26 protein-coding genes are annotated in these 25,014 nt (G+C 55.7%); 10 read left to right on the top strand and 16 right to left on the bottom strand.

Going from position 1 to position 25,014, the window contains the following annotated elements; genetic code table 11:
* Nucleotides 1–48 precede the first annotated feature (48 nt).
* The gene (locus ACR0CW_RS18765) at nucleotides 49–498 is read right to left on the bottom strand and encodes a CopD family protein (protein WP_170335777.1); all 450 of its coding nucleotides are present in this window, start codon (nucleotides 496–498) and stop codon (nucleotides 49–51) included.
* Between the two features lie 404 nt (nucleotides 499–902).
* Between ACR0CW_RS18765 and ACR0CW_RS18760 the strand changes: the two genes are divergently transcribed.
* The 4 genes from ACR0CW_RS18760 to dnaQ are packed head-to-tail and all read left to right on the top strand — an operon-like array spanning nucleotide 903 to nucleotide 3,637.
* On the top strand, nucleotides 903–1,502 hold the full coding sequence (locus tag ACR0CW_RS18760) for a Maf family protein (protein WP_480788942.1): 600 nt from the start codon (nucleotides 903–905) through the stop codon (nucleotides 1,500–1,502).
* Nucleotides 1,499–2,332: a shikimate dehydrogenase gene (locus ACR0CW_RS18755; RefSeq protein ID WP_480788941.1), complete on the top strand. Its 834-nt coding sequence runs from the start codon at nucleotides 1,499–1,501 to the stop codon at nucleotides 2,330–2,332. The genes ACR0CW_RS18760 and ACR0CW_RS18755 overlap by 4 nt, the downstream gene beginning before the upstream one ends.
* Entirely contained in the window at nucleotides 2,329–2,922 is a 594-nt protein-coding gene (gene coaE, locus ACR0CW_RS18750; RefSeq protein WP_480788940.1) for a dephospho-CoA kinase, read from the top strand. The genes ACR0CW_RS18755 and coaE overlap by 4 nt, the downstream gene beginning before the upstream one ends.
* Complete coding sequence (dnaQ, locus tag ACR0CW_RS18745; RefSeq protein WP_480788939.1) at nucleotides 2,915–3,637, top strand: DNA polymerase III subunit epsilon; 723 nt, start codon at nucleotides 2,915–2,917, stop codon at nucleotides 3,635–3,637. The genes coaE and dnaQ overlap by 8 nt, the downstream gene beginning before the upstream one ends.
* Before the next feature lie 24 nt (nucleotides 3,638–3,661).
* Here dnaQ and secB read toward each other — a convergent pair whose 3' ends face one another.
* Complete coding sequence (gene secB, locus ACR0CW_RS18740) at nucleotides 3,662–4,162, bottom strand: protein-export chaperone SecB (RefSeq protein ID WP_155139787.1); 501 nt, start codon at nucleotides 4,160–4,162, stop codon at nucleotides 3,662–3,664.
* A gap of 60 nt (nucleotides 4,163–4,222) precedes the next feature.
* Nucleotides 4,223–4,717 carry an FxsA family protein gene (locus tag ACR0CW_RS18735; protein ID WP_480788938.1) on the bottom strand — a complete coding sequence of 165 codons (495 nt, stop codon included), beginning with the start codon at nucleotides 4,715–4,717 and terminating at the stop codon, nucleotides 4,223–4,225.
* A 108-nt stretch (nucleotides 4,718–4,825) separates the two neighbouring features.
* Here ACR0CW_RS18735 and ACR0CW_RS18730 point away from each other — a divergent pair, with 108 nt between their 5' ends.
* From ACR0CW_RS18730 to ACR0CW_RS18720, 3 genes are read left to right on the top strand one after another with little or no spacing between them, the layout of a single operon-like run.
* Nucleotides 4,826–5,488, top strand: a complete 663-nt coding sequence (locus ACR0CW_RS18730; RefSeq protein ID WP_480788937.1) for a Tim44/TimA family putative adaptor protein — start codon at nucleotides 4,826–4,828, stop codon at nucleotides 5,486–5,488.
* Nucleotides 5,485–6,525: a murein transglycosylase A gene (gene mltA / locus ACR0CW_RS18725; RefSeq protein ID WP_480788936.1), complete on the top strand. Its 1,041-nt coding sequence runs from the start codon at nucleotides 5,485–5,487 to the stop codon at nucleotides 6,523–6,525. Before ACR0CW_RS18730 ends, mltA begins: the two co-directional genes overlap by 4 nt.
* Nucleotides 6,525–7,112, top strand: a complete 588-nt coding sequence (locus ACR0CW_RS18720; protein WP_480788935.1) for a Smr/MutS family protein — start codon at nucleotides 6,525–6,527, stop codon at nucleotides 7,110–7,112. The genes mltA and ACR0CW_RS18720 overlap by 1 nt, the downstream gene beginning before the upstream one ends.
* On the opposite strand, the gene ACR0CW_RS18715 is transcribed toward ACR0CW_RS18720, so the two are convergent.
* The 3 genes from ACR0CW_RS18715 to hslU all read right to left on the bottom strand — a co-directional run bounded on the left by ACR0CW_RS18715 (nucleotide 7,109) and on the right by hslU (nucleotide 10,832).
* Complete coding sequence (locus tag ACR0CW_RS18715; protein WP_480788934.1) at nucleotides 7,109–8,329, bottom strand: MFS transporter; 1,221 nt, start codon at nucleotides 8,327–8,329, stop codon at nucleotides 7,109–7,111. The two genes, ACR0CW_RS18720 and ACR0CW_RS18715, sit on opposite strands and share 4 nt — an antisense overlap.
* Nucleotides 8,326–9,426 carry an alpha/beta hydrolase gene (locus ACR0CW_RS18710; RefSeq protein WP_209015807.1) on the bottom strand — a complete coding sequence of 367 codons (1,101 nt, stop codon included), beginning with the start codon at nucleotides 9,424–9,426 and terminating at the stop codon, nucleotides 8,326–8,328. Before ACR0CW_RS18710 ends, ACR0CW_RS18715 begins: the two co-directional genes overlap by 4 nt.
* Nucleotides 9,427–9,524: 98 nt before the next feature.
* Nucleotides 9,525–10,832 carry an ATP-dependent protease ATPase subunit HslU gene (gene hslU / locus ACR0CW_RS18705; protein ID WP_155139775.1) on the bottom strand — a complete coding sequence of 436 codons (1,308 nt, stop codon included), beginning with the start codon at nucleotides 10,830–10,832 and terminating at the stop codon, nucleotides 9,525–9,527.
* A gap of 197 nt (nucleotides 10,833–11,029) precedes the next feature.
* Here hslU and ACR0CW_RS18700 point away from each other — a divergent pair, with 197 nt between their 5' ends.
* Both ACR0CW_RS18700 and ACR0CW_RS18695 read left to right on the top strand, forming a co-directional pair.
* Nucleotides 11,030–11,431, top strand: coding sequence for a DM13 domain-containing protein (locus tag ACR0CW_RS18700; protein WP_155139773.1), 402 nt, complete (start codon nucleotides 11,030–11,032; stop codon nucleotides 11,429–11,431).
* A 116-nt stretch (nucleotides 11,432–11,547) separates the two neighbouring features.
* Nucleotides 11,548–12,789 carry an MFS transporter gene (locus ACR0CW_RS18695; protein WP_480788933.1) on the top strand — a complete coding sequence of 414 codons (1,242 nt, stop codon included), beginning with the start codon at nucleotides 11,548–11,550 and terminating at the stop codon, nucleotides 12,787–12,789.
* 3 nt (nucleotides 12,790–12,792) lie between these two features.
* On the opposite strand, the gene hslV is transcribed toward ACR0CW_RS18695, so the two are convergent.
* Nucleotides 12,793–13,350, bottom strand: a complete 558-nt coding sequence (hslV, locus tag ACR0CW_RS18690) for an ATP-dependent protease subunit HslV (protein ID WP_155139769.1) — start codon at nucleotides 13,348–13,350, stop codon at nucleotides 12,793–12,795.
* A 197-nt stretch (nucleotides 13,351–13,547) separates the two neighbouring features.
* Between hslV and ACR0CW_RS18685 the strand changes: the two genes are divergently transcribed.
* Entirely contained in the window at nucleotides 13,548–13,742 is a 195-nt protein-coding gene (locus ACR0CW_RS18685; protein WP_170335804.1) for a DUF1127 domain-containing protein, read from the top strand.
* A gap of 59 nt (nucleotides 13,743–13,801) precedes the next feature.
* On the opposite strand, the gene ACR0CW_RS18680 is transcribed toward ACR0CW_RS18685, so the two are convergent.
* The 9 genes from ACR0CW_RS18680 to ACR0CW_RS18640 form a co-directional block, all read right to left on the bottom strand.
* The gene (locus ACR0CW_RS18680; RefSeq protein WP_480788932.1) at nucleotides 13,802–14,164 is read right to left on the bottom strand and encodes a Lin0512 family protein; all 363 of its coding nucleotides are present in this window, start codon (nucleotides 14,162–14,164) and stop codon (nucleotides 13,802–13,804) included.
* Nucleotides 14,161–14,511 carry a Lin0512 family protein gene (locus tag ACR0CW_RS18675; RefSeq protein ID WP_480788931.1) on the bottom strand — a complete coding sequence of 117 codons (351 nt, stop codon included), beginning with the start codon at nucleotides 14,509–14,511 and terminating at the stop codon, nucleotides 14,161–14,163. The genes ACR0CW_RS18680 and ACR0CW_RS18675 overlap by 4 nt, the downstream gene beginning before the upstream one ends.
* A gap of 133 nt (nucleotides 14,512–14,644) precedes the next feature.
* On the bottom strand, nucleotides 14,645–14,965 hold the full coding sequence (trxA, locus tag ACR0CW_RS18670) for a thioredoxin (RefSeq protein ID WP_155139760.1): 321 nt from the start codon (nucleotides 14,963–14,965) through the stop codon (nucleotides 14,645–14,647).
* Between the two features lie 60 nt (nucleotides 14,966–15,025).
* The gene (gene addA, locus ACR0CW_RS18665) at nucleotides 15,026–18,385 is read right to left on the bottom strand and encodes a double-strand break repair helicase AddA (protein ID WP_480788930.1); all 3,360 of its coding nucleotides are present in this window, start codon (nucleotides 18,383–18,385) and stop codon (nucleotides 15,026–15,028) included.
* Nucleotides 18,382–21,309, bottom strand: a complete 2,928-nt coding sequence (addB, locus tag ACR0CW_RS18660) for a double-strand break repair protein AddB (RefSeq protein ID WP_480789001.1) — start codon at nucleotides 21,307–21,309, stop codon at nucleotides 18,382–18,384. Before addB ends, addA begins: the two co-directional genes overlap by 4 nt.
* Nucleotides 21,302–21,988, bottom strand: coding sequence for a nucleotidyltransferase family protein (locus ACR0CW_RS18655; protein ID WP_480788929.1), 687 nt, complete (start codon nucleotides 21,986–21,988; stop codon nucleotides 21,302–21,304). The genes addB and ACR0CW_RS18655 overlap by 8 nt, the downstream gene beginning before the upstream one ends.
* Nucleotides 21,985–22,989 carry an aminoglycoside phosphotransferase family protein gene (locus ACR0CW_RS18650; protein ID WP_480788928.1) on the bottom strand — a complete coding sequence of 335 codons (1,005 nt, stop codon included), beginning with the start codon at nucleotides 22,987–22,989 and terminating at the stop codon, nucleotides 21,985–21,987. The genes ACR0CW_RS18655 and ACR0CW_RS18650 overlap by 4 nt, the downstream gene beginning before the upstream one ends.
* Nucleotides 22,986–23,456: a tRNA (adenosine(37)-N6)-threonylcarbamoyltransferase complex ATPase subunit type 1 TsaE gene (gene tsaE, locus ACR0CW_RS18645; RefSeq protein ID WP_480788927.1), complete on the bottom strand. Its 471-nt coding sequence runs from the start codon at nucleotides 23,454–23,456 to the stop codon at nucleotides 22,986–22,988. The genes ACR0CW_RS18650 and tsaE overlap by 4 nt, the downstream gene beginning before the upstream one ends.
* Before the next feature lie 41 nt (nucleotides 23,457–23,497).
* Complete coding sequence (locus ACR0CW_RS18640) at nucleotides 23,498–25,006, bottom strand: PAS-domain containing protein (RefSeq protein ID WP_480788926.1); 1,509 nt, start codon at nucleotides 25,004–25,006, stop codon at nucleotides 23,498–23,500.
* Nucleotides 25,007–25,014: the final 8 nt, after the last annotated feature.

Here is a 25,014-nt window from a genome sequence, read left to right as displayed (position 1 = left end):
GTGTTGATCTCTACATAAGCGTGACAGCAGTCGGAGTCAAACAGGCCCTCAGAACTTCAGAACGACCGCTAGAACGATGATAACCATCAAAACGGTCGGTACCTCGTTCATCATGCGGTACTGGCGCCCAGTGAGCTTATTTCGCCCCTCTAAGAAATCTTTGCGTCGCGCCATCAGCCAGTGATGGAACCAGGTCATTCCAATCACGGCTGCACCTTTGACCCAGGGCCACGACCAGTCCCATCCGACAATCCCCGGCGTGAAGACCATGATCAAACCGCAGACCCACGCCACGATCATTGCAGGGCGCATGATGACACGAAGCAGCTTATCCTCCATTTCAAAGAAGATTTCCTGCGCTCCGTCGACCGATTGTGCCTTTTCTACGTGATAGACGAACAGTCTGGGTAAATAGAACAAGCCGGCCATCCAAGAGATCACGGCCATGATGTGCAAAGACTTCACCCACGGGTACAGCGTGAAAAGAAGATCAGTCATTCTGGCTCCGGACGTTGCTCGGAACCCTCCCTAATAAAAAAATAAGAAAAGAAAAAGGAAGATGGTTTTGTAGCGTGAGTAAAATCCGTGGATTACTTTTTTACCCATGTGTTTTCCCCAGGTGGATAGAATAGTCTTTCAGAGGGCATATTTTGTTGATATTGAAATTTATACATTAAAAACAATCAGTTAATATCATTAAGATATTTAGATTCTGGGGATATCTCTTTGGGTAACTGTGGAAACCTCTCTTATCCAAGTTTACAAAGTTATCCTTGTCCCGATTGGATAGCGTTCGAGCGACTCATGGAAGTTTTGCGCGAAAATCCCGGGGTTGCGTGTCAACAGGAAAACCATACAAACCGTTCGAGAACACTCAACGTTTTTCCCACGGGGTTTTCCACATGTCTGTCCCCTTAGTTCTGGCCTCTGGTTCAGCAATCCGAGCGCAATTGCTGGAAAATGCCGGCGTCCCGTTTTCCGTCCAGTTGGCGCGCGTCGATGAAGAGACTGCCAAGCGCGCCCTATTGGCCGAAGAGGCTTCACCACGGGATATCGCTGATGCGCTGGCCGAACTGAAAGCGCGCAAAGTCAGTGACAAAACACCGGGCGCAATGGTTTTGGGTTGCGATCAGGTATTGGATTTTGGTGGTCAGTTGCTTTCCAAACCCAGTTCACCCGAGGATGCATTGGCGCAGCTCAAGGCGATGCGGGGTAAGCGACATATGCTACTTTCCGCTGCTGTCATATACATGGATGGTGAACCGATCTGGCGCCATGTCGGTCAAGTTCGCTTGCGTATGCGTGCCAGTTCGGATGCGTATCTAAAGTCATATGTCGCGCGAAACTGGGACAGCATTCGCCACGCCGTGGGCGCATACAAGCTTGAGGAAGAAGGTGTGCGTCTGTTTGCTACCATTGACGGCGACTATTTTAATGTTTTGGGTATGCCCTTATTGGAACTGCTCAATTTCCTGGCGTTGCGAGGGGTTATCGAACAATGACTGAGAACCGCATTCCACTGGCCGGGGTTATCGGACATCCCATAGCGCATTCCAGATCACCCAAGTTGCACGGTCACTGGCTCAGAACTTATGGGTTGCCGGGTCACTACATCCCGATGGATGTTGCGTCGGCAGATCTTGAAACAGTTCTGCGTACCTTGCCGAAGGCTGGATTTGTTGGTGCAAACGTTACGGTCCCACACAAAGAAGCTGCCCTGCGACTGGCGGATCATGTTTCTGACCGGGCTTCGGTGATTGGTGCCGCCAACACGCTGGTTTTCCGTGATGATGGATCAATCCATGCAGATAATACCGATGGCTACGGTTTCATGGAAAACCTGCGAAGCGGAGCGCCTGACTGGAATCCAAAGGATGGGCCAGCCGTGGTTCTGGGTGCCGGAGGTGCTGCGCGCGCAGTCCTGTGCGCTTTGGCTGATGCCGGAGTGCCGGAGATCCTGCTGACGAACCGGACGCGCACCCGTGCAGATCATTTGAAAGAGGAATTTGGTCAGCGGATCACCGTGGTAGACTGGGTACAGGCCGGAAATGTGATCGAAAACGCCGAACTTGTGGTCAATACGACCTCATTGGGAATGCAAGGCCAACCCGAGCTACGGGTGCCCATGGACGGGCTGCAACCGGGAACGGTTGTCACCGATCTGGTCTACGCGCCGCTGAAAACCCGGCTGCTGCAAACAGCGGAAGAGGCTGGGTGCACGACGGTCGATGGGTTGGGCATGTTGCTCTATCAGGCGGTTCCCGGATTTGAGCGCTGGTTCGGAACACGACCTGAAGTTGATGCGGCAACCCGTGCGGCGGCCTTGGCATGAGTTTTGCTCTTGGCCTGACGGGCTCGATCGGGATGGGCAAAAGCACAACCGCCCGAATGTTTGTGGATGAAGGATGTGCTCTGTGGGATGCAGACGCCGCTGTTCATCGCCTTTATGCAGCAGGTGGTACGGCCGTTGCTCCAATGTCGAAGGCATATCCAGACGCAATCGAAGACGAAGCGGTCAGCCGGAATGCATTGAAAAAGATCATTTCAAACAATTCTGAGGCACTAAAGGTGATCGAGAGTATTGTTCATCCGTTGGTTGCCGCGGATCGCGCAGCGTTTAGGCAATCTTCAACGGCTGATATTTTAGTATTCGACATCCCTTTGTTGTTTGAAACAGGCGGTGACGCCACCATGGATGCCGTAGCCTGTGTATCTGTTTCCGCCGACGAACAGAAACGTCGGGTTATGGAACGCGGAACCATGTCTGAGGCTCAGTTCGAACAAATTCGTTCCAAACAGATGCCGAATGACGAAAAATGCGCGCGATCGGATTTCGTGATCGTGACAGATACGCTGGACCACGCCCGTGCACAGGTGCAGGATATAGTCAGGCAGATACGGGCGGGGATGTCAGATGCGTGAGATTGTACTCGATACCGAAACCACGGGATTTGACCCAGAAGGCGGCGACCGGATTGTCGAGATCGGTGCGGTAGAGCTGTGGAACCACGTTGCCACGGGTGAGACTTATCACGTCTATATCAACCCGGAACGCTCAATGCCCGAAGAGGCATTTGGTGTGCATGGGATTGGACCCGACCTGCTGGAAAGCCCCCGCCCTCCAGAAAAGGGTGAGGTCACGCTGAAGGACAAACCGGTCTTTGCAAAGGTTGGTCAGGGATTCCGCGACTTCATCAAAGATTCGAAGCTGGTCATCCACAACGCCTCGTTCGATATGAAGTTCCTGAACGCGGAACTCAAATGGATGGGACTTCCGCCTATTCCGATGGATCAGGCGCTGGATACACTGGCGATTGCGCGCAAGCGATTTCCGGGCTCGCCTGCGTCACTGGATGCGTTGTGCCGCCGATTTAACATCGACAACACCAACCGTGTTCTGCACGGGGCCTTGCTCGACTCGGAAATTCTGGCTGAGGTGTATCTGGAGCTTATTGGTGGACGGCAGCCGGATTTCGGCCTGTCCACCAGTGCGGCTTCTGCTGCCGGCGGCGACGACGACTGGCGCCCGACAACGCGCCCAACGGCCCTGCCGTCGAAGATCACCGCGGAAGAGCGCGCGGCGCATGATGCTTTTGTCGAGAAATTGGGCGAGAACGCCCTGTGGACCCGCGCCTGAGGTTTTCAGGCGCGGCTCAATTGATCAGGCTTCGGTCTTTTGTGCCTGCTCGGCCTGGCGGCGCATCAGTTCATTGCGGTAGAGACCCACAAAGTCGATGTTGTCCAGGTTCACTGGCGGGTAACCACCATCGCGCGTTACGTCGCTGACGATCCGGCGCAGGAACGGGAACAGCATCCGCGGGCATTCGATCATCAGGAACGGGTGCATCTGATCTTCTGGCACGCCTTCGATGTGGAACAGACCGCAATAGTCGATTTCGAACACGAACAGGACATCTTCCATGCCCTTGGCTTTGGAGTTCAGGTTCAGTTTGATCGAGACTTCAAACTGGTGATCTGCCGCACGTTTCTTGGCATCCAGGTTTACCTGAACCGAAATTTCAGGCTGAACGTCACCTGAGACACCCTTTTGTGCCATTACGTTTTCAAACGACATGTCGCGGACAAACTGCCCCAGAACACGCATTTGAACCTGAGGGGCGGCTTGGGCCGCGGTGTTTTCTGTGGCGTTTTCTTCGGCCATGGATCTACTCCAAAAATAAAATTCGCCACTGCTTATCAACTTGGGCGTGGCACCTCAATGCTACTGCGGCCCTTCGACCCATTTTGATGGCTTTGCGGGGTCACGCCGGGCCCGAACTTCGGTGAATTCACCGTCAATCACGTCATCCTGAGCAAAAGGATTGTTGTCTGTGCGGAACTGTGTTCCGGACCCCATCTGAAAAGAGGCAACAGTTACTTTGGACCGCAGATATCGGAACACAGCCAGCCGAACGGCAGGAATTAGCAGTGCAAACCCAATGGCATCCGTGAAAAAGCCCGGTGTGAGCAGCAATGCGCCTGACAAGAGGATCATTGCACCATGAGCCAGCGGCTCGGTTGGATCATCCAGTTCGGCAAAAGATTTCTGCAACTGACCCAATGCCATGCGACCTTGTGTCCTTACCAAAACCGTCCCAAGAACCGCAGTCAGAACCACGATGGCAAGCGTTGGCCACAATCCGATCAGACCGCCAACCTGAATGAACAGGGCAATCTCGATGATGGGCACCAACAAAAATGCCAAGAACAGATACATTTGCGTTATCCTTTACCATATGTCGGGCTGTGGACTTGCCACCCAGTGTCACCTACATAGTGGCATGAGGCCGTGTACACAAAGTCCCGGCGCTGAAAAGAGAATGAAATGAGCGACAACCCTATGATCCAGTTGCTGGTCTTGGCCGGAATTGCCGTTTTCCTGATCCTGCGCCTGAAAAGCGTATTGGGCACGCGTGAGGGTTTTGAGAAACCGCCACTGCAACATCAGCCCGATGCAAGCAAATCGCGCCCTGATTTCGAAGTGATCGAGGGTGGCCCGGATCATGATATCACCGACCATGTGCCCGAAGACAGCGAACAGGCGCAAACCCTGGCCGCGATGAAGCGGGTTGAACCCGGATTTTCGGTCAATGAGTTTGTTCAGGGCGCGCGCGGTGCCTACGAGATGATCGTGATGGGGTTCGAAAAGGGAAATCTGGATGAAATCCAGCCGTTCCTTTCTGAAGAGGTATTTGACACCTTCGTTTCTGTTGTTGCTGACCGCGAAGACAAGGGGCTGACTATCGAAGCTGAGTTTATCGGTGTTCGTGAAACGACGCTGACCGATGCTCGCTTTGACAAGGATACCAACGAAGCCGAGATCACCATGTACTTCGTAGGTGAGCTGACCTCGGTCGTACGTGATCGCGGTGGCGATATCATCGAAGGCAACCCCAACACCGTCAAACGCCAAAAGGACAGCTGGACCTTTGCCCGTGTCATGGGCAAGGACGATCCGAACTGGCTGCTTGTTGCCACGGACGCATGATTGCCGCGCTCCGGTCGCTATTTCTGGTGGGCTTCATGACCACCGCAAGCGCTGCCGGAGCCGAGGCAACGCGCGCGATTCTGTCATTTGATGATCTGGATGGCTGGGCTGCGGACGATCATGGCGCAGCCCTTTCAGTTTTTCTGAATACGTGTGGAGATCTGCGCGACCCAGACTGGCAAACGCTGTGCGCTGTAGCCAAGACCTATGAACAGGATGCGGCACGCGCGTTCTTTGAACTGTTTTTCCGACCTGTTCTGGTCGAAGATGGTAAGGACGCGTTGTTCACGGGTTATTTTGAACCCGAACTGGATGGTTCTAGAACCCGGTCGGACAAATACCGATATCCGATTTACAAGATGCCGCCCGAAGCGCGAGAAGCCGGACAATGGCTCAGCCGTCGTGAGTTGTTGACCACCGATGTGATGAAAAATCGCGGTTTGGAAATCGCCTGGGTCGATGACCCGGTTGAACTCTTCTTTCTGCAGATCCAGGGGTCCGGTCGTGTTCGATTGCCGGATGGATCAGCGCTGCGGGTTGGTTATGGTGGCGCGAATGGCCACCCCTATCGCTCGATCGGTGTAGAATTGGTGCGCCGCGGGGCGCTGGGTGCGCATGAGGTCAGCGCACAGAGGATACGATCCTGGGTGCGCAAGAACCCAGAGGCAGGCACCGAACTGCTGTTTCACAATCCCTCTTACGTGTTCTTTCGTGAAGTTTCGCGTGTTGCACCCGAACGCGGCCCTTTGGGGGCAATGAACCGCTCGGTTACAACAATGCGTAGCATTGCAGCTGATCCGGCTTATACCCCGCTGGGCTCGCCTGTATGGGTCGAAAAGGACGGCAAGGATCCGATCAGGCGATTGATGATTGCGCAGGACACGGGCTCTGCCATCAAAGGGGCGCAACGCGCCGATATATTCTTTGGTACAGGCGACGATGCCGGACAGGCAGCGGGCAGACTTAAAGATCCGGGTCGGATGGTTGTGTTGTTGCCAATTCAGCGCGCCTACGCCCTGTTGCCGGATGAGTTCTGATGACACGGCGCAAACTGACGGCAGAAGAAATCGAGCTTTGGCGCAAAGTAGCGAAGCAGGCTGAGAGGCTGCATCCGGAAATTCCGCAATCAGTGCACCCGGCCACCCTGCCGAAACCAAAACCAACGAAGACCCCGAAAGCACGGATTGATGCGTTTGAATTGGGACAGAAGGTACCGGCCAAACCATCACGGAACACATTGAAACCTTCGGTTACGGAACAATTGCGTGGTGCGCCGGTCCAGATGGACAACAAGTCCTTCGGACGCATGAAGCGTGGCAAGCTGAAGCCAGAGGGCCGCATTGACCTGCACGGCATGCGCGTTGATACGGCCCATCCGGCTTTGGTTCGCTTTGTTCTGTCGGCACAGGCTTCGGGCAAGCGACTGGTTCTGGTCATCACCGGCAAAGGCAAAGATCGTGATGAACCGGGGCCAATTCCGACACCACGCGGGGTATTGCGCAATCAGGTGCCGCATTGGTTGTCGATACCACCTTTGGCACAAGCCGTAATGCAGGTAACGCCCGCCCATATCAGTCATGGCGGTGATGGCGCTTATTACGTGTATCTTCGACGGGTTCGTTAAAGGCTGCGGGCAGCCCGGCTGATCCCGGCCCATGCCGTCAGACAAACCAGAACGAAAAAGACAGCGATCCACAGAAACTGCGTGCTGAGCGGAATACCCAGATCAATCAGAACTCCGGTCAGGCCCGGGCCAATGGCTGAGCCCAGAACCATCACTGCGGTTGCCATTGCCTTGATGGAACCGATGTGACGGGTGCCATAGAACTCGGCCCAGAACGCGCTGGGCAAAGTGTTGTTCGCACCGACCGTCAGGGCAAGAAAAGACATTCCAATAAGCGCCCCGCTGATCGAGTTGGTCACTCCGATAACGGAAAATCCGACTGCCATAGGTAGTTGGTAGAACGGCATCATCCGGGCCGTTCCCCACTTGTCCAATGCCCAGCCCGAGGTGAACATCGCCAGAAGTGAAACCCCGGTAAAAACCGGGAACAATGCCACCAGTTCAATATGCTGCCAGCCCTTCACCTCAGCCAGATGGACCTGATGAAAGAAAAAGGCGGTGATAAACGCGGATGGTCCCAATATTGCAGGTGTCATCAGCCAGAACAGTGGATGAAACAGGGTTTCCTTGCGGGTCCAGTGATGGCCCTGCATCCCGGTTGAAGAATAGGCATCCGACAGGCTTTGCGGGGTCCTCTCTTGCCGTAACAACCGGATCAGAACCGGAATGCCCAATGCGGTGATCCCGGCTGATACGATCCAAAGCCAGTGCCAATCTACCAACGCCATGGCGGCAACGAAGCTCAGCGGTAGCAATGCTTCACCCAGTGCAATACCAATTGTCGCAATCGACAACGCCTTGCCTCGTGTGACCGTAAACCAGCGGGCCATGGCGACCATGGCGATGTGGATGCTCATACCCTGACCGAACAAGCGTAGCAGAAAGATTACTACGGGCAGCAACATGAGCAACGAATTCAACGCCATCGATATCGCCGCCAGCGCAAGACCAGCCAATACCACCGGGCCAAGAACCCGGACCCGAAAAACATCAGTCAGACTGCCGGCCCAGATCATCACGATGGCGGATACGGTCGTACCCAGAGAATAGAGACCTCCCCAGGCACCATGGCTCAGGCCGAACTCCGCTCGGATTTCCCCGGCAAAAATGGAAATGAAGAAGGTCTGACCAAAGCTGGACAGAAAAGTCAGCAGAACACCGGCACTCAACCAGGTAGCGTTGTCGTACAGATACTGACGCAGTCTGAACTGCGTCACGGAGAGCTGACCTGCGCCTGCCCTGTTTCTGTCAGAACAATTTCAGTCGCACCGTCTGGATTGCGTTGGCTGGGCGGAACCAGAATGTCGATGCCCGGTCGATCTTCGCGGCCAAAGGTATTGTTTACGCGTCGCAGCGAATTGAGGATCGACAAGAGTGCCGGAGAGGTGGCCGCAACGAAATGTGAGGACTCTGCGTCTTTGTTAAACGCAGTTGTATCGATCACGTTGATCGGGAATTCTTCAAGCGTTTTAACCGAGCTTATATTACCCAATCTCTCGCTCTCGTCTGTTCCGCGGAGGCGGCCTGAAATGTTCAGGATCTTGTCCTTTTGTGACACCATTACCAGAAAAGGATCTGGCGGGTTCTTGATACGTCTCATCTGCGAACGGAACAGGTCAACATCCAGATCCGGCGAAATCAAGACGACCCCTTCGATGTTTCTGTTGGCCCAGCCCGGTTCTTGCAGTTCAGCTTGTCTCATCATCTCCATTGCCAGAGCGCCGCCCATGGAATGTGCGACCAGAATGACGCGCTTGACACCCATGGCTTTCAGTTCACGGATCGTCTGCTCTAACCCGTCGCGGGCGAATAACATGCTGTCCAGATCATAGGCATACCCATACCCGGTCGCGCGGCTGGGCCAGGAGTAGACCAGTGTAGAGCCCGGAAGACCAATGTCGTGTGTCAGCTGAGCCGCGCGGAAAATCGTCTCGGTTTGGGTCGAATTATAGCCGTGCACAAAGATAGTGACGTCGTCCTCGCCACGTAGATGTTCGCGCAGTCCCTTTGGCCCACCCAGCTCGGTCACATCTGTCAGAACGAATTCTTTTTTCGGATTTGGGTTCGCGTAGGAAAATTTCAGCGTTCCTGGTGTGTGTGTCGGTGGGATCGATACTGTTGTTTCCAGAAACTTCAGCGAATCCCCGCGCCGGAAACCGTAGGTTCCATCTGCTTCACGCGCTCGGGTCGTGCTTGCGAATATCTTTTCAGGTGTCCCAACGTTTACTGCCGAAGGCACGATCTCGGTTACCGTTCGGTCGACGCAGGCGCTTAGCGACAGAGATACAATCAGAACTAAAAAATATCGCAGCACGGGCCAACCCTCAGGATGAATTGCGCCTACGCTATCGCATTCTCGCCCTGCGTCCAGCGGCGCAGGGCGGAATCAACGGCAAAAACCGGCTGGCAGTGTTACAAAACGTAACGGCTCAGGTCAGTCGATTTGGTCAGTTCGCCCAGGTTGTCGTTCACAAACTGCGCGTCGACTGTGATTTGCGTTCCGGCCTGGTCGGGCGCGGTAAAGGACAGCTCTTCGAATACGCGTTCCATTACCGTGTACAAACGACGCGCGCCGATGTTCTCGACGCTTTGGTTCACATCAGCCGCGATACGTGCCAGTGCGGCAATGCCATCCTCACTGAAGCTGACGGTCACCTCTTCGGTTCCCATCAGGGCGGTGTATTGCAGGGTCAGGGCGTTGTCGGTCTCGGTCAGAATACGAACGAAATCCTCTTCGGTCAGCGCGCGCAGCTCTACGCGGATCGGCAGACGGCCCTGAAGTTCGGGCAACAGATCCGAAGGCTTGGCGATGTGGAAAGCACCGCTCGCGATGAACAGGATGTGGTCGGTCTTGACCGGACCGTGCTTGGTCGAGACGGTTGTCCCTTCGATCAGAGGCAGCAGGTCGCGCTGAACGCCTTCGCGGCTGACATCACCGCCACGTGCATCCGTGCGGGCGCAGACCTTGTCGATTTCGTCCAGAAAAACGATGCCGTTCTGTTCAACGGATTCCAGTGCAATACGAGTGACGGTTTCATCGTCCAAAAGCTTGTCGGCTTCTTCACCGATCAATATGTCATAGCTCTCCGCAACGGTCAGGCGCTTCTTGACGGTGCGACCACCAAAGGCCTTGCCGAAGATATCACCCAGATTCATCATGCCCATCTGGCTGCCGGGCTGGCCGGGAATGTCGAACATCGGCATCGGGTTTGATGTGTCGGACAGTTCCAGCTCGATTACGGTGTCGTCCAGCTCGCCTGCCTTCAGCTTTTTGCGAAACATCTCACGAGTGGATTCACGCGCGTCCGTCCCTGCGATGGCTTCGATCACTCGATCTTCGGCTGCCTGATACGCCTTGGCTTTGACATCCTCGCGCATGTATTCACGGGTCTGCAGGATGGCGGCATCTGCCAGATCACGAACGATCTGTTCGACGTCGCGGCCGACATAGCCCACTTCGGTAAACTTGGTCGCCTCGACCTTTATGAATGGCGCCCGCGCCAGTTTTGCCAGACGCCGGCTGATCTCGGTCTTGCCGACACCGGTGGGGCCGATCATCAGGATGTTCTTGGGATAGACCTCATCCCGAATGTCATCAGGCAATTGCTTGCGCCGCCACCGGTTCCGCAGCGCCACTGCCACCGCACGCTTTGCGTCCTTCTGTCCGATGATAAAGCGGTCCAGTTCCGAGACAATCTCGCGCGGGGTCAGGTCGGTCATGTGTTTTCTATCCGTTTGTTTCGCACGGGAACCTAATCATAAGGCGCGAAAACACAAGCCGATCACAGAAAGATCACAGCAATACACGGTAAGCACACGCAAATTCTAGGTGATGTGAATCGCCAGACTGTGAATACCTGCGCATAGTTTGCGACGACGGGCAAACCCGCCTGCACTTACTAATGGAGACACACATCATGATGACTCGTCGTTCGCTCTTTCTGAACGCGGCTGCCACTGGTGCAGCTCTGACTCTGGCTAGCGCCGGTGTCGCAGTTGCTGGCGGTGCTAAGAAAAAGGGCACATTCGAGGGCCGTTCGAAACACGTGACCACGGGTTCGGTCAAAGTGGTCAAGGATGGCGATCGTTACATTGTGGAGCTGGGTGACGACTTTTCTCTGGACAATGGTCCTGACCCGCGCGTGGCCTTCGGTAAGAACGGCACCTATGATCCCAACTCAAAGCTGGGCGCGCTGCTGAACCTGACAGGCAAGCAGCAATATGCCGTCCCGCCCACCATGGATATCTCGGGCTATGACGAGGTCTACATCTGGTGCGAAGTGGCGGGCGTTCCGCTGGGCGTTGCGGCACTTAAGTAATCAATTGCGAAACATCGATTCAGCGGCCGGGGCAATTCGGCCGCTGATCTGCGGTTAGGTGACGCGCTGCCAATCTGCTACAGTGATCCCGGGTATTGGAACCAGGGACATGTTGCATGAGTAAAATTGCCAAGATCACATTGCTGTTCGTTGTATTTGTGGATCTGATTGGGCAAGGGCTGGTCTTTCCCATCATCAACTCTTTGATTATGGAGACGAAATCCGGGTTCCTGCCTGATAACACCCCAGATGGCCGCCGGCATTTCTACTACGGGTTGGTGATCGGATGTTTCTTTCTGTCCTGGTTTCTGGGGGTCGTATATGTATCCAAGGTCTCGGACTCGATCGGGCGCAAGAATGCGTTGTTGGTTTGTCTTGGTGGTGCGCTAGCCGGGTATGCGATCACCATTGCCGCCCTTTATCTAAATAGTCTGCTTTTGCTAATTCTGGGACGGTCGATTACCGGCTTTACCGCAGGCAACCAGCCCATCGCGCAGGCAGCGATGATTGATGGCAGCACGGATGCTGCTGATCGCGATCGCAACATGGGGTACATCGTAACCGGTGTCAGCTTTGGCCTTGTAGGGGGACCGATCATCGGCGCGGTTCTCTCCGATGCGGCACTGCTGGGTAGCGCGGCGACATTGAAGACACCGTTTTATGGTGCCTTTGTTCTGGTGCTGATCGCGATATTCCTTGTGTCAGTCTTCTTTAAGGACACAAGGACCGAGCGCGAGCCTTTTGTTTTCAGGCCTCGTGATATCACCGACAGCCTGATCGCGGTGCGCGGACATCCGACGGTTCTGAAGATTCTGCCGGTCTATTCATTCTTCATGATCGCCAATGTTACGTTTTACGTCTTCGTGGATAACTTTCTGACCAGTGCGTTTGGCTATGGCGTGATCGGTGGCAGTGTTGCGATGGTTGTCATCGGCGTCGCACTGGCGTTTTCGAGCACGTTCCTTGTGAAACCCGCACAGGAGCGATTCAGCAAACACAGCATCATCCATACTTCTCTGATCGTCATGATCATCTGTGGCGCTGCTTTTGCCTTCAGTCCGAGCGGTGTTTTCAGCTACGTCCCGGTCTTCTTCTTCTACTTCCTGTTCGGAGTCGCGTACCCGACTATGCTCGGGCTGTTTTCATCCAGCGTCAGCGAAACGGATCAGGGCTGGGTCATGGGTGTCACAACCGCTGTGTTCTGCCTTGCCGGGGGGGTCATGTCGCTGATCGGAGGCGGATTGATGAGCATCGACATCCGTGTGCCGTACTACATCGTTATCATAGCGGCGATACTGGGTCTCGTTGGCATGCATCGCCGCTGGAAAGGTAAGGAGATATCAACGCTCCTGGCCTGAATCTCAGGCCGAGATCGTTTCGACCGTCAGCTTACCATTGGTGTAAACGCAAATGTCGGCAGCGATCGCCATGGATTGACGTGCGACGTCCTCGGCCGATTTGTCGCTGTCCATCATCGCGCGGGCTGCGGCCAGTGCAAAGTTACCGCCGGATCCGATGGCTGCAACATTGTGTTCGGGCTCAAGGACATCCCCTGCCCCGGTGATCACAAACAGGTCTTTGCCGTCGGTTACGATCAGCATTGCCTCAAGCTTTTGCAGGTACTTGTCAGTACGCCAGTCCTTTGCCAGCTCGACAGATGCGCGGGCCAGTTGACCGGGTGTTGCCTCAAGCTTGGCTTCCAGCCTTTCCAGCAAGGTAAAGGCATCCGCAGTTGAGCCGGCGAAACCAGCCACGATCTCGAACCCGCCAGGCGACAGGCGGCGCACCTTTCGGGCGGTTCCCTTAATCACGGTCTGACCCAGGCTAACCTGCCCGTCACCCGCGATGACGATCTGCCCGTCTTTTTTGACGCCAATGATCGTGGTCCCGTGCCATCCGGGGAAATCGCTGTCTGCCATGAAAGCCTCCGTTATCACCGGCGACATATATGGGCCGGGGACGGGATCGGCGCAACCCGTTCCGAAACTGCCCAAAAGATATGCAAAAAATGCATTCCGGGGTTACCAGACTATCAATTGTGAGTCCGTCCTGCCGGTACTACATGGGGCTCACAACCGACAACGGGTCGGCTGTTTCAGATCAAAGGACTGGGCAAATGGCAACTACCGCAAATATCCACGCGCCGCTCGGAGCAGCTACCATTCTGCATGTAGTGGACGCGTTCATCAATGTCTTCAACAACGTTGTCGCGTGGAACGAATCCCGCAAGACGCGCAATATTCTGAACCACCTGACAGACGCTCAGCTGGAAGATATCGGCCTGACACGCGCCGAAATCGCAAAAATCTGATCCTTCGATAAGGATCAGCAGAGGAAGAGGCCGTCCGGTACTGGGCGGCTTTTTTCATTTCAGCTCTGTACGTATTGGCCTGCAAGATCGGGAAGAAATGCCTCAATCGCAGCTGTGGCAACGACGTGACGCGTTCCTGCCTCTGTGTCCTCAACATCCAGACCACCTTTGACGGTGCGAACCTCGGCCCGGCCACGTGGCAGATCGGACGCAACCAGATCGCAATCCACGTCCTCGGGTTGTTGCACGCCGATTGTTACGCAAACCCGCATTTCCGAATGATCAATGCCCAGTTTGGAAAACAATGTGATCGAGGAATGGTGCAGCGCGTCCTGCACTGCCCGGCGCGCCGCTTTGGTATAATCCTGACCATAAAGGTCGTTGCCGGTACCCATTTCCAGAATGATACGTTTTTCGGTCATTGGGCCGGCTCCATGTCGAACGATACAACAACTGCTGCGTTTGCGATGACTGTGTTCCCTTCGGTATGAGGTTTGTCGATATCCAGCCCACCCTGCGTGACTTTGATGTTGGGCTGGCCATATGGGAACACGGCCTTCAGCGCCTCGACGTCGACTTTCTCTGGCTGCTGAACGCCAATTTCCGCATCAATGATCATCGCTTCTTTTGGAAAACCAAATAACTCCGCCATGTTGACCGAGTTGTGCCAAAGCGCATCCTTGATTGCTCGTAGTGCAGCTTCGGTATAGTCCTCGCGCCTTAGCGAAGTACCCATACCGAATTCCACCAATACTCTTGTTTTGGCCATGTCGTTCCTTCGTCTCTGTCCGCGCAATAATCGCCTTGGATCAACGCTCAGGCAAAATCCAGTTGGCGGGCTTTGATCGGACCAAAAAAAGGCGCCCGATTGGACGCCCTTAATGATCAGATATCGTTATCGATCAGATCGACTCGTCGATCCAGCTTTGCAGAGCGGCTTTGGGGGCAGCACCTGCGCGGTTTGAAATGACCTGACCGTCTTTGAAGATGAACAGCGCCGGAATACCACGAACGCCCATTGCAGCGGCAGAGTTCGGGTTGCTATCAACGTCGACCTTGGCGATTTTCACCTTGCCGCCATACTCAGCTGCCAGCTCTTCCAGTGCGGGACCGATCTGCTTGCAGGGTCCGCACCATTCGGCCCAGAAATCTACTACTACGGGGACGTCCGAGTTTTTGACTTCGGCGTCAAATGTGTCGTCAGTTACGGCTACGGTCGACATATTCTGTCTCCTGAATGGGATGCGCTTGGGAATCGAAAGTAGGTGTCGTGCTGGGGGAGGTCAAGATATCCGGTAGCGGGCCAGTGCATCTGTCACAAGATCGTGTGGCAACCACATCAGGCTGGCCGTCCGGGTCCACAGAATGGCCGTTTGGATTTTCCGGTCGGGATAGATCTGTGCCATCGCCTGCGCATATGCACCCATTTGACGCAATAGACCTTCGGGACAGGATTCCGCACTCGTCGGAACGGTCGCATTTGATTTGAAATCAATCACATGAACCTCCGCTTCGGTGACGATCAGCCGGTCGATCACCCCGTGCATCCGGTGATCACCAAGAGTTGCTGTCACCGGCACTTCAGCAAGCGTGTCAGCGGCAAAGACGGATTGCAGATCGGGTGCGGTCAGAACCCGGGTAGCTTCGGCCAAAAGCTCTCCCCTATCCGCCTCATGCATATCTGGCAGAAGCCGCGCGCAAAGCCGGGGCCACGCGGGTTGATCGGTGGCCGGAAGGTGTTCAAGCAGCATGTGCAGCAGCGTTCCACGCAGCTTGGCAGCCTCTTCATCCTGCCCGGTGTCACCTGGCAATGCTTTTGCCCCGCCCAGATCAGACGGGCTGACGGTTTCTGCAGGTGTTTCGGGTTCCTGCGCAGGCTTGGTGAAGTAAACCGGCAATTCCACAACAGGCGACACTTGCTCGGCATGTTCCTCAAGGGGCGGCGCGTCCCAGTTACCATGGGAAATCCTGCGGATATCGGAGCCAGGGAGCTGCGTGGCCCCTGCCCGCTCCATCGCGGCCTCGACCATTTGATACCAACTGGTCCCATCCTTTCCGACATCCCCGGCGGCGGCAACAATCAACCACTTTTCCGCCCGTGTCAGAGCCACATACAGCAAGCGAAGCCGTTCATTTTCTTCTCGGGAGCGGGCCTCCTCTCGTGCGCGGGAAATGAGTGCGGGGGAAACATCAGCAGGAACTTTCCACAAAGGTGTGCCATCGGCGACCATGATTTCGGCATCGCGCGGCGGTTGCCTCTTGCCGGTATCCGGTAAGATTACAATCGGAGCCTCGAGACCTTTTGATCCATGAACCGTCATCACCCGGATCATGTTTCCAACGCCGCTCATCTGACGTTTGATCTCAAGATCATCGGTCTGCATCCAAACCAGAAAACCGGTCAGACTGGGAATATCCGTGCGTTCATAAGCCAAAGCCTGTGAAAGCAGCGCGTTGATGCCGTCTTCGGCCTCTGCCCCCAATCGGCCCAGCAGTTTGCGACGTCCATCATGGCGGGTCAGTATGCGTTCGATAAGATCGTAGGGACGCAGGAAATCGATCTGTCCCCGCAGATCATTAAGCACCGCAAGCGTTTCGGGGAATTCTTCGCCGCGGTTGCGTAGCGCCGCCCACAGAAAGGTTTCTTTGCGGCGATGCGCCAAATCGAAAAGCTGCTGCTCGGTCCAGCCGAACAACGGGGATTTGAGAACCGTTGCAAGCGAGAGGCTATCTTCCGGTGTTGCCAGAAAGTTAAGCAAGGCGGCAAGGTCCTTAACCGCCAACTCTGCCCCGACCTTCAGTCGGTCCGCTCCGGCAATCGGTAGTCCTGCTGCTTTGCAGGCTCGAATGATCTCGGCAAACAGATCTGATCGTCGCTGAACAAGAATCAGGAAATCACCCGGCTGAACCCGGCGACGAACAAAAGCGCCCGGTTTCTCTCCGTCCTCGGGGATTGTTTCACCGCGCTCGATCATTGATTTGATCGAACTGGCTACCTGTTCCGCCAGAATGACCGTGTGATGCCGAGCACCAGGTCGGTCGACAGGATCAGTCCAATCACCTTCTTCTTCGTCATCGACCTTTTCAACCACGGGCCACAGGTCCACCCGGCCCGGCAAATCCGCTTTGAAGGCGCGGTGCAACGAGTCCTTGTGAAACCCTGCCTCAGATTGATTTTCGAACAGAATGTCGACCAGACCAAGGATCGCGCTGGAGGAGCGGAATGAATACTCCAGCGTGGAATCCCACAATTTAGAGCCTGATTCCTCCAGTTTCCGACCAAATTCAGCCTGCATCCTGTCAAACGCCTGCGGGTCAGCACCCTGAAAGGAATAGATCGACTGTTTCTTGTCTCCGACCACAAAAATGGTGCGTTCGATGCCGGATCGCGCGCCCTCACCGCTGGTGAATTCCTGTGCCAGTTTTTCGACCACATCCCACTGATCGGGGCTGGTATCCTGAGCTTCGTCCACAAGGATGTGATCGATACCGCCATCCAGACGATAGAGCACCCATTCGGCCACTGCCGGATCGTTCAGAACCTGTCGCGCCCGCAAGATCAGATCGTCGAAATCCAACCACCCTCGCAGCTGCTTGCGTCGTTCATACTCCGGCAAGAACGCGGTTGCGAAGCGATGCAGCACAGCGGTTTTCCGGGCCGCGACAAGCGCGAGGCGATGTTCGCGCGCGGCCTCGACCCGTAGCATCAAGGCCTCTAGCTGTGGCATCCGGTCCGCTAACACACCCTCGCGCACTGCCTTGGTTGGGAAACTGTTGAGTTTGGCCGTGAAAGGTTCTTTGGCGGACTTTCCAGTCAGAAAGACACTCTCAAGTATCGGAAGGTAGCTCAGCCGCGGCTCGTCAAAGCCAGACAGCTTGGCAGCAGCCTTAGCGTTATTACCGCCGCTTTCGATCAGTGCGGGTAGTATGGAACGGATCAGTTCAACCTCGCCGCCAAGGTAAACCCGCCCCAGTAAGGTCTCTTCGTCGAAACCTTCAGGCAAGCCAAACCGTTGCTGCAGGCCGGACCAGTCCAACGGCTGAGCAAACTGACTACGTCTTTGCGTGATCGCCGCTGTCAGCTTGTCAAAACCGGTATCGGTGACATATCGGGCAATATCTTCGACCAGACCGGCCTGCGGGCCGTCGGCGAAATCCTCAACGATTTCTTCGCGCAACAGGGACGCAGCGCGATCTTCCATCTCGGCGAATTGAGGGCTGACGCCAGCCTCCAGAGGAAACCGCCGAAGCAGTGATGCGCAGAATGAGTGAATGGTTTGAATTTTCAGACCGCCCGGGGTCTCGATCGCGCGCGCAAACAAGGTTCGCGCCTGCCCCAATCGTTCGGATGTGATAACTCCGTGCACGCCCAAGTCGGTCAGCTGTTTCAGGAGGCGTTCATCGCCCAGCATTGCCCATTCGCCAAGGCGCTTGAACAGGCGGTTCTGCATCTCGCTGGCAGCGGCCTTGGTGTAGGTCAGACACAGGATGTGCTGTGGTTGAACACCGTCCAGCAAAAGGCGGGCGACGCGGTCGGTCAAAACGCGCGTTTTTCCCGATCCGGCATTGGCAGCCAACCAGGTCGAAGCATCGGGTCGCGCCGCTTGCACCTGCCGCTCGGTTGCGTCGTTGCGCGGGCTCATTTGACGTCCTCGGGGTGGGTTTCTGCGGTACGATCCCACTCACCAAAACGGGCAAGATGATCATAGTCGCCAATATCAGTATCTTTGTGCAGCATCCGCCGGGATGAGAAACCCTGATCAGGCTCTAAATAAGATGAAATCAGCACTTTCAACTCTGCCAGAACCTTTTCAGGCGGTTCTTTTGTCAGTGGTGCGCGAACCTCTTTGTAGGTTCCGCCCATGCCGATAAACACCGCCTCAGCGACGGGTAAGGGATCAAACCCTTCAATACCGCCCTGCTCTGCCATGGCGGCTTCGATCAGCAGCTGTTTGTCGAATTTCGCCTGCTGGCTTTCAGTTGGAGGTGTGCCGGTTTTGTAGTCGACGATCCGCAACGCGCCGCGACTATTGCGATCGATCCGGTCAGCACGCCCGGCGATGGTGAAATCAAGCGGTGACAAGACCAGCTTCATTGTGGCCTCAAAGGCGACGGGACCGCCATCCCCGCGACGTCCGATTTCGGCCTGCAGAAAGTCATCGGCAATTCGTTCCAGACGCGCCAGCCACAACTTGCGTGCCGTGGGCCAGGCTACGTGTTCATCCAGCAAAGCCTCAGCGCGTTTCATGAAATTCTCACGTGACAACAACGCACTATCCAGAACGCTGTCCTGAATGAAATGTTCAAGTATCTCGTGGATCACGATACCACGCAGCAACGCATCGGGGGCCTGCACCAGAGGATCCAGAGGCTTCAGTCGCAGTACATGCTTGGCATAAATTGCGTAAGGATCGCGGATAAGGCGCTTGATCTCGGTCACCGTCAGCCGTTTTGGGCGCGCCGCAACCGGCGGACGGGGTGATGGGCGTTGCGCAGCTACAATCTCGGGCGCATCTTCAAGGGTTTCTGACCAGTCCAGCCATTGCTGGCCCCGCGCTTTCATACCGGCCAAAGCTTCAGGGCCGCCCTGCCCCGATAACCCTTGCAGAAGGTTGGTCATGCGGTTCAGCCAACGGGATGGAACAGTTTCGGCGTCATCAGAGCGGGTCGCCCGTGTCAGCCAAACTTCGGGCGCACCAACAGCTTGTTGGAAATCATGCGCAGATAGCCCAATGCGCCGTTCCGGCAGCAAAAGACCCGCCTTGTCACGCATTTGCCGGTTAAGCCACGGATCCGGGGATGGCGCTTCGGGCCAGCTGCCTTCGTTCAAACCGCCTAGGATCAGAAGATCGGCTCCCTGAACGCGCGCCTCAAGCGTGCCCCAGATCATGATGCGCGGGTGTGGTGCATCCCGGTCGCGCACTTCTTCACCAGCAAGTAATGCGCCCAAAAGATCGGCAAAATCATAAGCGGTCATCGCGCCGCCATGTTTGGCTTCGTCTTCCAATGAGGTCAAAACTGCCAGCGCCTTCTGCCCTGCATTCTTATCCCATAGCGTGCCGGTTTCACCCGAGCTTCCTGCTGAAATCGCTTCGGCCAGTTTGCGCAGGTGCTTGATCCAGTCCACCAGCGGGCGTTCGCCCGAAATCTGCTGATTACAGAAGTGCGTGGAAACCCAGTTTACCCAGTCCTCAGGGATTTCCTTGCGAATGGCGGCTTTGGCCAGGCTGTCACTGTCAGGGAATGGGGGTCCGTGGCGACGCAAATCCAGTTCCAGATCGCGCGTGTTTAACAGATGCGCCCCGCGCCCCTCGCCGTCATGGCACAAGGGGTGCTTGAGCAGTGTAAGTAATGCCTCGCCATCCAGACGGCGCGCAAGCAATCCGGCAACATGGCGAAGGAACCGGCCGGGAGGTGACAGTTGCAGGGGCAAGCCAGCACTGTCATCCGGCAGGATGTTCCAACGGTCCAGTGCTGCACTGACCTGACGGGTCAGCATACGGTCAGGCGTGATCAGGGCAGCGGTTTGGCCAGTCTCAGCCGCTTGTCGCAGGCGCAGCGCAATGGCCAAGGCTTCAGCCCGTGGCGACTGGGCTTCGACCAGAGTCAGATCTGTGGTTGCTTTGTCCAGATTGGCCAGATGGGGACCTTCGGTCATCCAGGCGTCGGTTATGGGCGCTGGGCGTAATGCAAGAGATATCAACTGGTTACGAGAAGATGAGGGAGCTTGTTCATCCGTCCAGCGTTGAATTTGATCCGGTTCTAAACCCAGCTCGCGCATCAGTTTGCGGAATCTGTATTGCGGATGATCCTCTGATGTCAGCGCATCATCCAGCCGACGCCAGACGTGATCCGGTTGGTCAAAGTCATACCCGGGCAGAACCAACGCCCCTTGAGGCAATCGCGCGACGGCCTGCATCAGCATCAACGTCGTCCCGCGCGAACCGGTCGAGCCTGCCAGAATGACCGGATGCTGAGGCGGCGCAACCTGCCAGCGTGCGATCAGATTCTCCACCACCCGACGTTGTCGCGCGTTTACGTCTAGCGCGTCCTCATCTGAGTCGATGAAGTGATCCGCGATACCGATAAAGGCCTGAGCCCGCGCCCAGTGACCTGACATATCGCTTACATCCAGTTGGCGGATAGCGTCCGGAGACACGCCTTCGCCCTGCATCTCGTCAATCAGGGCGGCCAGACTGTCGGATAGGTCAAACAATGAAGACCGCGCAGCCAGATCAGGCTGTTGTTCAAGAAGTCTGGCAATAAGCTGGGTCAATTCCAACCTGCGGCGCAAAGGTGGAATTGCAGGCGGTATTTGTGCCAGATCGACGCTTTCACCCAGATCGGTGACCAGCGAGAGTTTCGGTAACAGACAAGCCGGTCCCTGATCGAACAGATCACGCACCCGTCGTGCCATGCGCCTTGTGTTCACGACCAGCTGCGCGCGCGCCAGTGCTTCCGGAGGAAAATGCGCGGACCGCAATTGCAGACCACGAACCAATGCCTTGGGAAAATCTGTGCCGGGTGGCACTGCAAAGACACGGGGCAGGGTGCTGGGCTCAAACATCCGCCAGAAGACCTTCGGCCATTGCGATACCTTCGGGTCGTCCAACATCACACCACCGCCCGGGATACTGAACGGCAAACAACCGCTTTTGATTGTGCATCTGGTCCCAGAGCAGGTTTAGCGAAAACGCCTTTTGCTGAAACGCGTGCAGCCCGTCGGTTTTCAGGATCTGAACACCGCCATAGATCATACCGGGCCCCCGGGTGATCCGGCCATCCTCATCGATCGTGAAATCACCCTGACCAGAATGTCCAATAGTCTGACTGACGGGGATGCACATGAGCAACGCATCCATCCGATCAGGATCCCAGGTTTCTTGCAGCAGTTTCAGAGGGTTCGGACCGGCCCAGATGGCATCGGTGTTCAGGGTAAAAACAGGTTTGGTGCCCAATAGTGGAAGCGCGGCACGCAATCCGCCACCGGTTTCCAGAATATCCGGTTCTTCACGTGACAGAACAACGTCTTTTGGAGCCAGATGTGCCTCAAGTTGAACAGCGTGATAATGGGCGTTTGCGACCACTTTAATCGGGCGCAGTTCGTCCACAAGATCAAGCGCGTGGTCGATCAGGGGTTTGCCTGCAACCTCGATCAGGGGCTTCGGCTTGTCGCGGGTCAACGCACCCATGCGGGTGCCAAACCCGGCAGCAAACATCATTATGGATTGGGGGCTTTGGGTCATTGCGGCCTCAGCCTGTCCAGATTTTCCGGTGTGGGTTCTGGTAGTGCGCGACGCACCAGATCTGCGATCGCAATCAGCGCCGGATGTTCAAGATCGCGCATCAGATGTGCCCATACAGCAGGAATCAGGTCGATGTATTGCGGTTTCCCGTAGTCTGTTGCCAGACGCGCAAAGCCACCGAGAATGCGTAGGTTCCGCTGCGCTCCAAGAACACTGTATGCGGTGCGGAAATCGTGCCCATCTACACCGCTTGCGGCGATGTAGCGGTCGATCATGCGCATTTCTATCCCAGCCGGAACAGTGCGGCGCACATCCTGAAGCAAAGACATCAGATCATAGGCCGGATGACACAGCATTGCGCTTTGAAAATCCAGCAGGCCGACGCGCTGGATTCCGTCCCGATCCGGCAACCAGATCAGGTTCTCGGCATGGTAGTCGCGCAGAACAACGACGCGTGTTCCGGAGGTTTCCTGATGCAGGATGTCGGCAAAGCGGTGCTCAAATCGGCTGCGCGCGTCACCATCATGCGTTCCAAGGATGCCTTGTGCGTATTTGGTGAAGGCAAGCGATGAATACTCTGTCATCAGGGAAGGGTCATAACTGTCCAAAGACAGTACCGGAGCCTCGTGCAGGTGTACCAGAACATCTGTAGCTGCCTCATACAGCGTACGTTCCAGCTTTGGTTCTATTTGTAGAACCCGCGCAAACAGATCATCCCCCAAATCTTCGAGCAACAGAAAGCCGTAATGCGCATCTTCTGCGTAGATTTCAGGTGCGTTGAGGCCAATGGAGCGCAGATATTCCGCAACACGCACAAAGGCTTTGACGTCCTCGCCCTTTTCAGGTGGCGCATCCATCAACACAGCGGTGCGGCCGGTCTCAGGGTCGGTCAGCCGCTCATACCGACGGTTCGACGCATCACCGGCCAACGGTGCGTGGGTAGAGCCCACCCAAGGCGTTTGCGCGATCAGGGCTTCGGCCAGAACTGCCCGGTTTGTCATGTAAGGCTCTCCAGCTTTGAAGCCCATTTCGGGTCAGACCATGTGATTGTCATGGCGCGCAATTCTTCCTCGTCATTATCTGTTTTGAAGCTCAGCATCAGGGCAGAGGCTGGCGTCAGTGATCCCAACTTGTCAGGCCATTCGATCAGGCAGATTGCGGTGTCGAAGGCTTCGGTCAGGCCAAGCTCTTCAATTTCTTCAACGTCGGACAGCCGGTAGAGATCGGAATGCCAGATTTCACCCTTATCCGTGTCATAGACCTGTACCAGAGTGAAGGTCGGCGAAGGGACATCTTCGGGTTCCTGCATCACCGACTGGATCAGGCTGCGGGCGAAATGTGTTTTGCCGCTGCCAATTGTGCCGTCCAACAACAGGATGTCACCGGGCAGCAGCCCGGCACCCAAACGTGTGGCCAGTTCAGCGGTTTCTTCGGGTGAATGAAGATCAATTGAGAGCGGCGAATTCATGGCGCCACAATGGACCCGCGACTTGGCCGCTGCAACCCGGTTCAGGCCGAGATTTGCCGCAATTCGGAAGCCTTGGTCACTTTGGGATCAACGGCAAAGCGCACGATGGTTGCACCGTTTTGCATCGGGCTGATGGTACAGGCAATCATGGTGCCATTGCGCATACGCATATCAGCAGACCATTCGGCCCGATTTTCACGCATTTCGACGAAATCGCGAATTTCGCCAAGGACCGGAGTCGCAGCGCACTGTTCCTGCCACTGTCGGGTGACCTCGAGCACGCTCGCGGGTTCAAAACCCGTCTCATGATCATCGCCCCACATTAGCTGATAGGCGTAGTTGGTGCAGGCGAGCGTTCCGTCATCGGCAAAAACTGCAATGGCGTCTGCCAGCTTGTCCAGAATGGACTGCATCAGGTCCATTTCTGAACGAAACCGGCGTGTCAGGGTTATTTCGGCGGTAATATCCTCAAATAGAAATGCAACGGCACCATCGGGGTGTGGACGTCCACTGACAGAGTAGACAGAACCGGAAGGCAACGACCAGGTTTCCTGATAGTTTCCATCTTCGGCAGCCTCGAGCAGATCGTTCATCTGGCTGCGCCAGCTACGGTAGTTCTTGGGCTCCGGCATCATATGTTGATCCCGCAGACGGTCAAAAAAGCTCGACAGGCTGGGGCGACAACTCAGGAAATCCGGGGGTAGGGTGGTCAAATCGATCAGTGCCGGATTGAACAGTGCAAGCTGGCGATTGCGATCGAAAATCGCCAGACCGATGGATAGTTGCGCAAAGGTCTTGGTCATCGTCTGGACGAATTTACGCTGAGTTGTTTCAGCCTCTACAATCGCATTGATGTCGACTGCATAGCCCAGTTGGCCTTCTTCGCGATCCGTTCGCGTCAGATCAAACCAAAGCTTGTTGTTGCTACCCTCAACGTCAATCGCTGCACGGGTTTTTTTGCCAAGATGAGCTTCATCCTTTTGTGCGGGAAACAGTGGATCTGTCAGGTCCGCGTCCTGACCACGGGCCTTTCGCACCAGAGAAACATAAGCTGCATTGCACCACCTGACCTTGTCAGAGTGATCCAAAAGCCAGACGGGATAGGGCGCTTTGTCCATCGCCAGACGTACAGGATCATTGGGATCACGGCGTGCCTGGTTGGGGCTACCTGTCAGATCTCGCAACTGGACCCGGATGATACCATCAATCCACTCACACAGAACTTCTCGTTCGACTGTGCAGTCGATGGCCGTGACAACAAGATTGCCCTGATCACGAACGACTTCGGGCGTCTCGGGAAAGGCAGGAAAATCGCGCTGCAGCAATCGCCTCAGATCATTCCAGACGTTGACACTTTCATACCCTGATAAGGCGATGTCCGAGTGACTGATCAGCCGGTTTCCGTCGAAAAGGAACACCGCATCGTACAGGGATTGTGGAGATGAAAGGCCAAAATTATCCCCGTGCCGTGGTCGGCGCGGTAATAGCCACTGAACCACAAGGCTGGACGAGACCAGGCTAATCGCAGCCAGAATGATCCAATCCGCCATATATCGTC

This window comes from Ruegeria sp. CH6 (assembly GCF_056537005.1).
This window is presented reverse-complemented; position numbering and strand designations above follow the sequence as displayed.